Below are 12,465 nucleotides of genomic sequence, written 5' to 3' on the forward strand. Positions count from 1 at the left end.
GGCCGGCCTCCTGGAGACGAGTGATGCCCGGGCTCGGCACAACGACAGCGGGTGGGACGTCGGCATACCACGGCCGACCAACGCGTCCGGGGCCACCGCGCGGGTGGCCCCGGACGCGACCTCACGCCGGATCCGACTCGATGAACCGCAGTACCCCCAGCATGTGGTCCGGCAGCGCCACAGCATCTGTGCCGTACGGAGAGAACGATGCCTCCACCCCGACCCAACCCCGGAACTTCCCGGAGTCGTCCAGGACTTGGAGCAACGGCTTCACATGGGAGTTGCCGCTGTGGCACAGCTGTCGGTGCTTCGCGGTGAGGCAGGTGCACCAGTGCCACCACGTGTCGCGCCGGTCATGGTTGTTGACGCGTGCAAGGTAGTACTGGATCGAGGTGTCCGGCGAGTCCGCGCATTTACACGCACCCGAGGTGGACTGGTACTGCGTCATGCACCACGAAGGGGTCCGGCAGTGCCGGTAGTTCTGTTGGCCGAACGGGCTGGACTTCATTCTCATCCTCTTGCCCGCCTTCTGATCCCAGGACCAGCCGCCCAGGGGCAGAACGTACGGGGAGTCGTGGACGCTGGACACGGCGCGCCGCGTGCTCAGTTCTGCCTTGCTGCCGTACGCGTAACCGTCCGTGGCGTCATCGGAGCTGCGGAACGTCAGGCGAACCAGGCCCGCCAGAGACTGCACGGACCACTCCTCCGTCCACTGCGGTGTCCAGACGATACGTACGACAGCACCGGCCCGCATCTCGAAGGTGCCACGGCGGAACTCGGGGCCTTACCGGTGAACCCGGCCGCCGTCATGACCTGACAGGGGCGGGAGCCTCGCTTGGTACGGGAACCCGGAGCGCAGTCGACACCACTCGGCTTGGCCCCGACGGGCACACGTACGAGGGGCTTCGGGCGGCTCTTCTGCTTCCAGTGGTAGGTGTTGGCCGTGACGGTTCCGTCCGTGTCGAAGTGGTACGTGCCCAGCCGTGTCCAGGCTCCGGGCGCCAGACGTGCCGTTGCGACGACGAAGTTGCTTCTGTCGCCGGGCAGTCGAAGAGAAGGAGCGGCCGAGCCCGGTGTGATGGCCGCCGTTGCCATGGCCAGGGCGAGCAGCAGCGCGTAGAGAGTTCGGATCATGAGCCGAGTCGACCGTACGGAGGCGGTCTGGAAGGCTCGCCACGACGGAGGTCACCCGGCTTCCGGGAGCGTACGACGGCTCGCACCTTGCGGCGATGCGCCTCGAGCTGCCTCAATGGTATCGAGGCACTGCCGTCCCCAATTGGCGTGTCAGGTAAGGGTCTCGGGTCCGAATCCCGAAGCCGCTGCCCCCGGCCAGGGTGTGAAAACCACTTGGCTCCGGTAAGACGATCCGTGTCGTTGGGACTGTCCGGTTCTGACAGGTCCCAAGTCTTGGCGTACTCCGCGCGACGTGGGATGGCGACCTCGCCGCCACCAGTCGGCTGACCACGAAGACCCTCCGCTTCTACGAACAAGCGGGCCTGTTGCCCGAGCCACCTCGCACCCCGGGCGGCTACCGCGACTACCCGGACGAGACCGCGACGCGTCTGGCGTTCATCCGGGACGCCCAGGGCGCCGGACTCACCCTCGCTGAAATCCGGTTCGTCCTGGCCCTGCGCGATGGCGGTCAGGCCCCCTGCGCCCACGTGACGCGCCTGATCGACGAGCACCTCGCCGACATAGAACGCCGCCTGCGTGAACTGCGCGCCACACGCACCGCACTGCGGGATCTCGCCCGGCGCGCCGCCACAACCGACCCGGCCACCTGCGCCGAGAACGACATCTGAACCATCCTCACCCCACCGCACGATGGAGAACTCGCCAACTGAGCAGTTCCCTGGACGACTTCGTACGTCAGTGGAGAGATGCTGCTGCTGGGGTCAGATGCTGGATGCCTCGAAGGTCTCGATGGTGCAGCGTGCCGTCCCGCTGCGCTCGATCCTGGCGTCGCTGGTGATCAGCGGGACGCCGAAGCTCTCGGCGAGGGCCACGTAATGCGCGTCGTAGACGGAGAGGTTGTTCGACAGCTCGCGTACTCGCTGCCACAGGACCAGCGTGGGGTGCAGGTCGAGAGCGAGGGCCTGGTAGTCGGTGATCGCCTTCACGGCTTCCTTTTCCGTGATCTTCGGCTTACCCCCTCGCCGACCGCGGGCCAGCCCGAAGGCGGCCGAGGTGATCTCGTAGTCCAGCAGGCCCGGCGCTGCGAGAGTATCGGCGCGGCCCACCCGCTCACGGATCGCGGTTCCGGTCTTGCCGTGGTCGAGGAGGAAGTGTACAAGGCTGGAGCAGTCAATGACGATCAACGTCGGTCCCGCCCGTCCTCGATGGCGTCGAGGATGTCGGTCGTGCTGAGCTCGGTGCGGGTTTCACGCTCCAGGCGTGTGGCCATCTCCGCGAGGGTGGGCTTGACGGCTTCCCGGGCGAGAAGGTCCAGGGCGTACGCCTGGAGCGACTTACCCGCCTGCGCGGCGCGGACCTTCAGGGCGTTGACGGTGTCTTCCGGGACATCCCGGATCGTGATCGCGGTCATGTCTGCATTTTAGCAGCAGTGCAGGTGATATGCAGCCATCGGGGGCTGGTCGTACTGCACACGGGTGCCGACCCGGCCGTGCGGAGCGCGACACGGCCAGAGGGTGCTGGCCGTGCATCGGCTGCCTGCCGAGCATGGATGCCATCCGGCCGGCAGCGTGGAAGTGCGGCGGATTTCTTGTGCTCCACACGACCGACGAACCAGGCGGGTGTCTCGTCGAGGATCATGGACCCGCCAGCAACTGGCCTTTATGGGCATCGCCACCGACTTCCTGGAACTGCGTCGCGTACGGACCGCGAGTGATGGAGTACAGCAGGCGGCGGTAACGGATTGCTGACGAGCACTGGGTCTGTACGCTCACCGGTGTAATTGATGATCATGGAAGAGACATCAAGTGACTGACACCGTGGCCGAGTTCGTGGCCGCCGCTGACCAGGCGGATCCGTCGCCGGAGGCCGCGACGGTCGAGCAGAAACTGATCGACCAGCTCGTCGAGCAGGCCCGCAGCAGGGGGCTGCAGCTGACCGGCGAGGGCGGGCTGCTGCAGCAGCTGACCAAGGCGGTTCTGGAGTCCGCCCTGGAGGGCGAGATCACCGGCCATCTCGGCTATGACAAGCACGACCCGGCGGGCAAGGACGGCGGCAACTCCCGTAACGGCACCCGGTCCAAGACGGTGCTGACGGACATCGGGCCGGTCGAGATCGACGTGCCTCGCGACCGGGAGGGCTCCTTCGAGCCGGCCATCGTCAGGAAGCGGCAGCGCCGGCTGACCGGCGTGGACGAGATGGTGCTCTCGCTGTCCGCGAAGGGTCTTACGCACGGGGAGATCTCCGCGCACCTGGCCGAGGTCTACGGCGCGGACGTCTCCAAGACGACCATCAGCACGATCACCGACAAGGTGATGGATGGCATGGCGGAAAGGCGGAACCGGCCGCTCGACCGCGTCTACCCGGTCGTCTTCATTGACGCTATCAACGTCAAGATTCGCGATGGCCAAGTAGCGAACAGGCCGATCTACGTGGCCCTGGCGGTCACCGCCGAGGGACACCGCGACATCCTCGGCCTGTGGGCCGGCGACGGCGGCGAAGGCGCGAAACACTGGCTCCGAGTGCTCTCCGAGCTCAAGAACAGGGGCGTCGAAGACGTCCTCATGCTGGTCTGCGACGGGTTGAAGGGCCTGCCCGACGCAGTTGGCGAGGTCTGGCCGCGAACTGTGGTGCAAACGTGCGTGGTTCACCTGCTGCGGGCGTCATTTCGATACGCGGCCCGACAGGACTGGGACAAGATCGCCAAGGCGCTCAAGCCCGTCTACACCGCGCCGACCGAGGACGCGGCCACGACGCGGTTCCTGGAATTCGCCGAGACCTGGGGCAAGAAGTACCCGGCGATCGTCCGCCTCTGGGAGTCCAGCTGGCCCGAGTTCACGCCTTTCCTTCAGTTTGATGCAGAAATACGCCGCATCGTGTGCACGACCAACAGTATTGAGAGCGTCAACGCCCGCATCCGCAAGGCCGTCCGCGCCCGCGGGCACTTCCCCACGGAGCAGGCCGCCCTCACATGTGTCTACATGGCCGTCATGAGCCTCGACCCGACCGGCGCCGGCCGTAAACGCTGGACCATGCGCTGGAAGGGCGCTATGAACGCCTTCGACCTGGCCTTCGACGGCCGCCTCACCGCAGGCCAACTCTAGCCACACCGAACCCAGTTACACCGCTCGCTTTACAGACCCGTACCAAGACCTACAGCGGCACCTCGTGGAACGCCGCCGGTGCCGTCCAGATCGGCCGCCGCCTCTACCAGGGCACCTACGGCGAGTACGCCAACGGCAAGGTCAGTGACATCCACGTCTACGACACCGCCCTGCCGCCCGCCGACGCCGCCGCGAAGGGCGACAACGCTGTTGTCAGCCAACTCGGCTGACCTGCAAAGGGCGTCCAGGCGCTCGCCCAAGCAGTTCCTGGGCGAGCGCCCCGCGTTGACGGTCCGTCAAGTTGACCAACCGCGCCGACAGCGCCCCCAAGTGCCACCCCGTCAGAGCACGTCACTAAAGTTCTCGATCCGCATGCTCATGCTCATGCTCATGCTCGAAGTCGTCCGATTCCCGGGGGGAACCATCTTGAGACGCAGTACCTTCCTGGCGGCAGCCACGGCAACCGCCCTGTCCGCCACCCTGTTCACGGGCGGTCTGTCCCCGGCCCACGCGGACAACGCCACCGGCGGCCCCGTCCTGTCCGACGCGGACGGCTGGTACGAACCCGGGCTGATCTTCGTGACCGCGCACTCCGCCAGCCCCCTCACCCACATCACGGCCCACTTCTATCCGCTGGACGCACCGGCAGGGGGACCGGAGGCCGGGTCGACGGAGGACTTCACCCAGTACACCGGACAGGACGCGACGTCAGGGGTCTGGCGAGCGCCGGTCCATCTGGCCGACCTCGGCGACTACCGGGTCACCGTCGACCTTGAGGACGCCTCCGGCGCCACCGTCACCGGCGCCCTCTCTCCCCACACCCTCCGGTATCAGACTCTGGTCAGGATCCCCGAGCTGACCGCCACTCCCACCGTGCCGGACTACCTCCACCAGCAGGTCACCGTCAGCGGCAGCGCCCTCGCCACGGACCCCCGCCACCCGGACACCCCAACTCCCGCAGCCGGCATACCCGTCGACATCGAGACCGGGCGGGGGCGGGTGGACGCGACCACCACGGCCGACGGCCGCTTCACCGCCGCCTTCGTCCCCGTCCAGACGTCCATCGACCTGACCGCCGCACCCGGGGCCTCCGTCAACTACCCCGGCGCGATCGACCTGTCGAGCCCCAAGCAGTACCTGCACACCACCCAGGCACCCGTCCGCTTCACCGCCAGCACGCACACCCTGAACCTGAAGCAGGGCGCCACCGGCACCGTCACCGGCCGCGCCGAGATCCAGACGACCGCCGGCTGGCAGCCACTGCCGAACACCACGATCTCCCTCGCCGGGCTCGACGCAAGCAACCGTCCCTCCTTCGAGGTCGGCGAGACCACCACCGACAGCCACGGCGCCTACACGCTGCACGTCTCCTCCTACAACGCCGCCCCGGCAGCCGAACTCATGGCGGGCACCGTCTACATGCCCTTCCAGCAGCTCGCCACCGAACCCTTCAGCCTCCACGTCGCCTACGCCACCCACCTCGACATGAGCGCGGACCTCACCGACACCTCGTCCCTCAAGGTCTCCGGCTACGTCTACTACGAAGACGCACGCGCCCACTGGCCCGCCAGGCCCACCGTCACCCTGCAGTACTCCAAGGACGGCAAAAGCGGCTGGAAGAACGCCGCCACCGTCCCCATCAAACTCCGCCACAACAAGCCCCTGGCCGTTGAGGACTTCGCCCGCACCCTCACCACCACGAACACCAACGCCTACTGGCGCGCCCGCTTCGACGGCAACCCCGACCTGGCGACCAACACCACCAAACCCGTCCGCCTCTACCGCTACGCCACCCGCATCACCGGCTTCCACGCCTCGACGAACCCGGTCCGCAAGAACCAGGCGTTCAGTTTCGCCGGCACCCTCCAGTACAAGAACGGCACCACCTGGAAGCCGCTCTACGGCGGTTCCCCCACCCTCTACTTCAAGCCCCGCGGCTCCACCACCTACCGCTACGTCACCGAACTGGACACCGACAGGCACGGCCACCTCATCGGCATGGAGACCACCAAACAGGACGGCACCTGGGCCATCGCCCTCAGCCGCCAGACCGGAGACCACTACCTCAGAAGCCCCCGGGTCACCGACTACGTCGACGTCCGGTGAACTCCCGCTGGTACCTCTGCCTGCACGTTTGGTGGATCGAGCGCCAAGGCGCGCATCCTCCAGGGTTTGTAGGGCTGCCACAATCGGTGCAGCGGGCACGTAGAGGCGCCGGCGCTCACGGCCGTGGCGCTCACGGTGGCCGCTCGGTGGCCGGACGCCTGTGGACGACGTCGAACGAGGCGGCACAGGACCACCGGCCGTACGTGCTCTGATCGGCCTGAACGTCACTTGGCAGCACGGCACGGCACGGCACCAAACGACATGATCACTCATGGTCTCGTGATGCGGAGGTCTCGGGTTCGAATCCCGAAGGCGGCTCCAAGGTGAACCCCAGGTCAGAAATCTGACCTGGGGTTTCTTGTTTCCGATGACCTTGGAATTCGGGCCAATCGGGCGCGTGCGGTCTGTGCATCGCAATGCGTAGGTCTGAAGTTGGCGGCCAGTGTCGGTTGCGGATAGCAAGGCTGTGACCTCGGCATTTGCTCATGGCTGTCGATTTCCCGGCCCCGTCCGGTTCGAGCTGGTGGCCATTTGGTGGCCAGGCGCGCAGAGGTCGTGCAGATGGATCCTCGGTCAGCCTCGCGGTTTTCGCATGGGAGTTGTGCCATCCAGATAATCGCCCGGCCGGCCGGGTTTCCGTGGGGCGTGGACGACGACGTGCTGCTTCACTATCGGCCGTCCCCGTAGGGCGAACCGAGCTGGATCGCGGCGTCGGTCGGTGCGGTGACCTGCTGCGCGGAGGCTCCGGCGTCCTCGGCCGGCTGCGCGGTCGTGACGCGTGACCGCCCGCGTCGACCGCGCCGGCGACCGCCTTGGCGGCCTCGGCTCCGTCGGCCCTGGACCTCGCGACCTACGACAACAGCCGTGACGGCCGATCCAGCGGGGGCCCAACTGCGCGGCGTCGGTGCACGGTGCGGGATGACTTGGGCTCGGCGGATACCGGTCAGGGCGCCGTGCTGTCGTGGCCGCTCGACAAGGCGCCATCCGTAGGCGTCCGAGCGGCGAGGCCGTGACTCCCTTGGCCGGTTGGCGCAGGCTGTGCTCATGGTGGTGGAACCCGTAGTGGTGGAAGACGTGGGAACCGCCTGCGGGTGTGGATCACGGCATGCCACAGTCGCGGGTATGCGCGGCGCGGACGGAGTGACGGACGAGTGGGGGTCCCCCCGGCCGAAGGCTGGGGGAGTCCCGGCACAGTCGGGGACGGGTGCGGAGGGCTCCGTGACCGAGGTGGTGCGGCGGCGGTGGGGTGTCGCCCTGGGCGGGGTGCTCCCGGCGCGGTTCTTTGAGCCCGGCTGGGCCTACGAGGAACGGGTGGAGCGCCGTTGTCCCGTCTGCGAGGGGGAGTTGCACGCGCTGCGCAGGCCGTACGAGTCGCGGGGGCGGGTGTACCGGTATGCCGCGCTGGTCTGTCCGGGCTGCCCCACCGCGTTCAGTCTCGCTGACCTGGGGGTGAAGACGTACGACCAGCTCACGGCCGCGTCTTCGGCGGCCGTGTCCGTGTCGCCGGGGTCCTGCCCGAGTGGTCCCGGGGGCAGCGTGACGGCGGTCCGCGTCCCCAGGCAGTTCCCCGGGGCGATGCGCGGGGGACACCCTCCGGCGTGGCCGGACGACCTGGCCGTGCTGGAGCAGGCCGAGCAGCGGGCCCTGCTGTGGTGCAAGGTGACCGATCCGGAGTGGCGGCTCACCGAGGAGGCGGTCGCGGCGGCGGAGGACGTGCGGGTGATCCTGCCCGAGGGTCCGGGATACGACGCGCTGCGGACCTGGCTCGCGAAGCACGGCGTCCCGTACCGGGTCAGCCGCTACTGGGAAGAGGCCGAAGAGATCGGCACGGTCAATGAGTTGGGCGGCCGTACGGATCTGGTTGCGGTCGGTCCGGGTGGCGCTGTCCCGGCCGAGGGTCCCTGGGCGGTGGCGGCCCGGGACGCCTTCGCCGCGCAGTGGGACGGTCTGGAGGAGTTGCCGCAGGACGACGGCGACGCGTACGTGCCCGTCGGGGAGTTGGTGCCCGCCGGGTGGGCCGCGCTGCTGCCGCATCCGTCGTTCAACCCGGCCCAGGCGGCTGCCGTTCCCGTCGTACGGGAGGGCACCGGGCATCTGGTGGTGGTGGCGCCCACCGGCGCGGGCAAGACCCCGATCGGGATGGTCGCGGCGCTGGACGCGCACGCCCGGGGCGGGAAGGCCGCCTGGCTGGTGCCGCAGCGCTCGCTCACCGACGAACTCGACCGGGAGCTCCAGCTGTGGCGGCGCCGGGGTCTGCGCGTGGTACGGCTGACCGGGGAGGCCGCCGTGGACTCCGGGCTGATCCGGGCGGCCGACGTGTGGGTGGCGACGACGGAGAAGTTCGAGGCGATCTGCCGTGCGGGATCGTTGCGCGACGCGCTTGCCGAGGTGGGCTGTCTGGTCGTCGACGAGATCCACCTCCTCGGCGATCCGGTGCGTGGCGCCGTACTGGAGGCGCTGCTCGCGCGGGTGCGGGAGGACGGCGCGGGCGCGCGGATCGTCGGGCTGTCGGCGACGGTCGCCAACGCGGACGAGGTGGCCGAGTGGCTGGGCGCCCGCCTGGTCCGCACCGCCTGGCGGCCCACCCGGCTGACCTGGCAGCTGCCGGTCCTGTCGGCGGCGGACGAGGCGGACTGGGCGGCGCGGGCGGCGGTGCGTACCGAGGCGGCCGTGCGGATCGCCCGCGGGGTCGGTGCGGACGGCGGCAGCGTGCTGGTGTTCTGCGGCAGCAAGCGACGGGTGCGGGCGACCGCGCTGGCGCTGGCCGCCGACCGTGGTGCGGTGACCGCCGGCGTGGACGCGGACGACGCCGAAGCCGTCGAGCGGCTGTGCACCAAGGCCGGGGTGCGGCTCCACTACCGGGACTGGCCTTACAAGCGGGAGGCCGAGCAGGCATTCCGTACCCGTGAGGCGGACATCCTGGTCGCCACCTCCACCGTCGCCGCGGGCGTCAACCTCCCCGCCCGGGCCGTGATCGTCGCCGACACCACCGTCGGCCTGGACCGCGTGGAGGTGTCCATGGTCCAGCAGATGTTCGGACGGGCCGGCCGGATCGGTGCCGGGGAGCGGGAGGGCTGGGCGTTCCTGCTCGCCGACCCGGAGGAACGGGCGCACTGGCAGGCCCGGCTCGCCGCCGGATACACGGTGCGGTCACGGCTGGGCGACCACCTGCCCGATCATCTCCTGGCCGAGGCCGTCCAGGAACGAGTGTCCGCGGTCGAGGAGGCGGAGCGGTGGTGGTCGGGGACGCTGGCCGCGCACCAGGGACACGCCGGTGTCGAACCCCTGCGCGAGGCCGTGCGGTTCCTCACAGCGGCGGGCTGTCTGCGCGCCCCCGCCGGCGACAACCGTTGGGAGACGAGTCCGCTGGGCAGGCTGACCAGCCGCTTCATGGTCGACGCCGCTCTCGCCGACGACCTGGCCACCGCGGTGCGAGAGGCCCCGGTGCCTGAAGGCCCCTTCACCGCCGAGCGGTCGCTGGCGGCTCTGCTCAGCAACCGCCTCCCGGTGCTGGAACAGGCGCCGTTCACCGACCGGGCCCGTACGGCACTGCGCCGCGTCCTGCGCGAGGCCGACCAGGAGCAGGAGCAGGAGCAGGAGCAGGAGCAGGAGCAGGAGCAGTCGCAGGAGACCGACGAGCCTGCGTGGGACGAGCCGAAGCCGGTGCCCGGCGACCTGGCCCGCGCGGTCCTCCACCTCGTTGCCGACCGCCCCGGCCTCTTCCGCGGTCGTCCGGGTTACGTGCTGGGCATCCCTGTCGACTCCATGACCGGCATCCTGGAGGAGGCTCAGCGCTACCTGGCCTGGCTCGGCGCGCAGGGCCCGATCGGCACGGTCCACCCGTGGGCGGCCGTCGTCGCCGGTGACCTGGCCCAGCGCATCCGGTGGCGCGCACTCGGGCCCGACCGCGGGGCCGGACGGCTGCTGTGGATGTGCGAGCGGATGGCCACCGCCCCGCTCGCGCCGGATCTCGTTCCCCGGATGTGGCGCGCGGCCCGCGCCCGCGGCGTCGGCGCCCCCGACTGGAGTGGGACGACACCGCCGAACGACTGCGCCTTGCCTCCGGACCGTTACCGCGCGCTGCTCGCGGAGCGTGCCACCGGCGTCCTCCTGGACCTGCGGGAGGGCGACGGCGAGGTCCGGGTGGCGGCGCCGCCGGGAGCGGTGATCCGGTTGTGGAACGGGGCGACGACCACTCTGCACAGCGGCGACGGCGAGGCGACCACCTTGCTCCTGCCGCCCGACGACCCGTCGGACAACTCGGCCGGCAACAGTGGGGCGGCCGTCTTCACCAGGGGCGGTGACCGGCTGGGGACGGGGTGGCTCGGGGCGTACGCGGCGATCCGCCGCTGAGCCGATCGCAGGGCGGGCCCCTACTGAGGCCACCGCCCGCCAGGGAGCGTGAGACGGGCGCGCAGTAGCACAAGTGGCATGGGCAGAGGAGCGGCTCACACGCACCGATCGGGGTGCGGCAGACTGGTGTGGATCCCGTGGTACACGTCCGGCCGGACGTGTATCGGCCGAAACAGGGGAGAAGGGAAGCCCACTGTTCCGTGAGTGACGAGTTCGACGTCCCGCACTCCGTCGACGAGGGCGCGTTCGGTATCGACGCGTTCTCCCTCGACGACCGGCTGCGGCTGTTCCACTTCGCTGCCGGCGAGAAGCGGCACGAATACCTGTGGCTGCTGCGGGCCTTCGACCGCGGACGTGCCAACTACCAGGTGCTGCTGCACACTTCGGACGTGGTGGGGCTGCTGGAGCGGCTAGCCGCCGACCATCCCGCCGCGGGCGCCGTCGGCGGTACAGCAGGCGTTCAGCCGCTGCTCGACGCGCTCGCGGACTGGCAGGTGCTGGACCGGTCGTACGACGGGACGCGCGCCGCGAATCTGGCCGAGTACCGCAACCGGCACTACGTGTACCAGTTCACCCAGGCCGGGTACCGGGCGTACCGGGCGGTGGAGGACGTGCTCGGGGCGAGCCTGGAGGACGCCCAGCTCTCCCGCCTCGTCTTCCCTGACATCCTCGGCGACCTGCGCGCCCTGGCCGAGGCCAACGCCGCGGGCGACGGTGAGGAGGTGTACCGCAAGCTCGGCCGGCTCGACTCCGTGCTGAACGAGATGGCGCAGCGGGCCGCCCGTTTCTACCTCATGCTGGGCGACCTGGCGCGCACCAACGACACCCGGCCCGAGGTGTTCCTCGCCCACAAGGACACCCTCCTCGCGCACATGCGGGAGTTCACCGCCGAACTCGGGCGCTACGCCCCGCTGTTGGCCGAGGCGGTCGAGAAGGCCGCGGCCACCGGTGTGGAGCGGATGATCGAGTACGCGGCCGAGGCGGACGAGCGGCTCTTCCGCAGCCCCGCCGAGCGGCTGGCGGACTGGCGGCACCGGTGGGACGGCATCGTCCACTGGTTCGCGGAGCGAGAGCACAGCGAGACCGAGCGGCTCCAGGACGCCACCGTCACCGCGATCCGCTCCGTCCTCGCCCTGCTGCGCCGGGTCACCGAGGCGCGTCGGGGCGGGGTGAGCCGGGAGAGCCAACTGCGCCATCTCGCCCAGTGGTTCACCTCCTGCGAGAGCGACGAGGACGCGCACGCCCTGTTCCAGGCGGTGTTCGGGCTCGGCGCGCCCCGGCACATCGCCGTCCCGTACGCCGACCCCGAGCGGATCCCGTCCCGCACCTCCTGGTGGGAGGCCGAACCGGTCGAACTCGCCCGCACCCTGGTCCAGTCCGGCCGCACCCCCGCCCTGCACGGCCCCGGCCGCATCGAACGTGACGACGACCGGCGGGCGTTGCTGCGCGCCGAACAGCTCAAGGAGCAGGCAGAGCGGCGCGGCGCCGCCAACTCCCTTGCTGCGGAGGGGGTGTACGGGCGGACGCTCGACGAGCCCGAGACACGGGCCCTGCTCGGTCTGCTGGACGTGGCCCTCGCCGCCCGCGTTCCCGCCAGCCGCCGGGTCACCGCCGCATCCGGCTCCGCCCACGGGGTACGGCTCACCCTCACCCCCGCCGAGGGCTCCACCACCGTCGACACCGTGCGCGGCCGTCTCCATCTCGACGGGCTGCGCCTGGAGGTCACCGTATGAGCCGGGTCGTCACAAGCAGGGTCGTCGTGAGCGAGGCC

General features: G+C 69.9%; 8 protein-coding genes and 1 pseudogene. 5 read left to right on the forward strand and 4 right to left on the reverse strand.

The genetic code is table 11. The annotated features are described in order from the left end of the window. Positions 1-121: 121 nt before the first annotated feature. Complete coding sequence (locus ACIBJH_RS41630; protein WP_399122153.1) at positions 122-694, reverse strand: hypothetical protein; 573 nt, start codon at positions 692-694, stop codon at positions 122-124. Then, positions 664-1,134 carry a hypothetical protein gene (locus tag ACIBJH_RS41635; RefSeq protein ID WP_399122154.1) on the reverse strand — a complete coding sequence of 157 codons (471 nt, stop codon included), beginning with the start codon at positions 1,132-1,134 and terminating at the stop codon, positions 664-666. The genes ACIBJH_RS41630 and ACIBJH_RS41635 overlap by 31 nt, the downstream gene beginning before the upstream one ends. Before the next feature lie 299 nt (positions 1,135-1,433). Here ACIBJH_RS41635 and ACIBJH_RS41640 point away from each other — a divergent pair. Continuing rightward, positions 1,434-1,802 (forward strand): annotated as a pseudogene (locus tag ACIBJH_RS41640) (heavy metal-responsive transcriptional regulator); the annotation flags it as partial. Positions 1,803-1,895: 93 nt separating this feature from the next. On the opposite strand, the gene ACIBJH_RS41645 reads toward ACIBJH_RS41640, so the two are convergent. Both ACIBJH_RS41645 and ACIBJH_RS41650 read right to left on the reverse strand, forming a co-directional pair. Continuing rightward, the gene (locus ACIBJH_RS41645) at positions 1,896-2,318 is read right to left on the reverse strand and encodes a type II toxin-antitoxin system VapC family toxin (RefSeq protein ID WP_399122155.1); all 423 of its coding nucleotides are present in this window, start codon (positions 2,316-2,318) and stop codon (positions 1,896-1,898) included. Further along, complete coding sequence (locus ACIBJH_RS41650; RefSeq protein WP_399122156.1) at positions 2,315-2,545, reverse strand: FitA-like ribbon-helix-helix domain-containing protein; 231 nt, start codon at positions 2,543-2,545, stop codon at positions 2,315-2,317. The genes ACIBJH_RS41645 and ACIBJH_RS41650 overlap by 4 nt, the downstream gene beginning before the upstream one ends. A 418-nt stretch (positions 2,546-2,963) precedes the next feature. Between ACIBJH_RS41650 and ACIBJH_RS41655 the strand changes: the two genes are divergently transcribed. The 4 genes from ACIBJH_RS41655 to ACIBJH_RS41670 all read left to right on the forward strand — a co-directional run bounded on the left by ACIBJH_RS41655 (position 2,964) and on the right by ACIBJH_RS41670 (position 12,427). After that, complete coding sequence (locus tag ACIBJH_RS41655) at positions 2,964-4,235, forward strand: IS256 family transposase (protein ID WP_399122256.1); 1,272 nt, start codon at positions 2,964-2,966, stop codon at positions 4,233-4,235. Positions 4,236-4,661: 426 nt separating this feature from the next. Beyond that, positions 4,662-6,341, forward strand: a complete 1,680-nt coding sequence (locus tag ACIBJH_RS41660) for a hypothetical protein (RefSeq protein ID WP_399122157.1) — start codon at positions 4,662-4,664, stop codon at positions 6,339-6,341. A gap of 1,218 nt (positions 6,342-7,559) precedes the next feature. Then, complete coding sequence (locus ACIBJH_RS41665; protein ID WP_399122158.1) at positions 7,560-10,694, forward strand: DEAD/DEAH box helicase; 3,135 nt, start codon at positions 7,560-7,562, stop codon at positions 10,692-10,694. A 200-nt stretch (positions 10,695-10,894) separates the two neighbouring features. Beyond that, on the forward strand, positions 10,895-12,427 hold the full coding sequence (locus tag ACIBJH_RS41670; RefSeq protein WP_399122159.1) for a TIGR02677 family protein: 1,533 nt from the start codon (positions 10,895-10,897) through the stop codon (positions 12,425-12,427). Positions 12,428-12,465: the final 38 nt, after the last annotated feature.

Origin of the sequence: Streptomyces sp. NPDC050548 (assembly GCF_044457385.1) — a bacterium.
Taxonomy (GTDB): domain Bacteria; phylum Actinomycetota; class Actinomycetes; order Streptomycetales; family Streptomycetaceae; genus Streptomyces.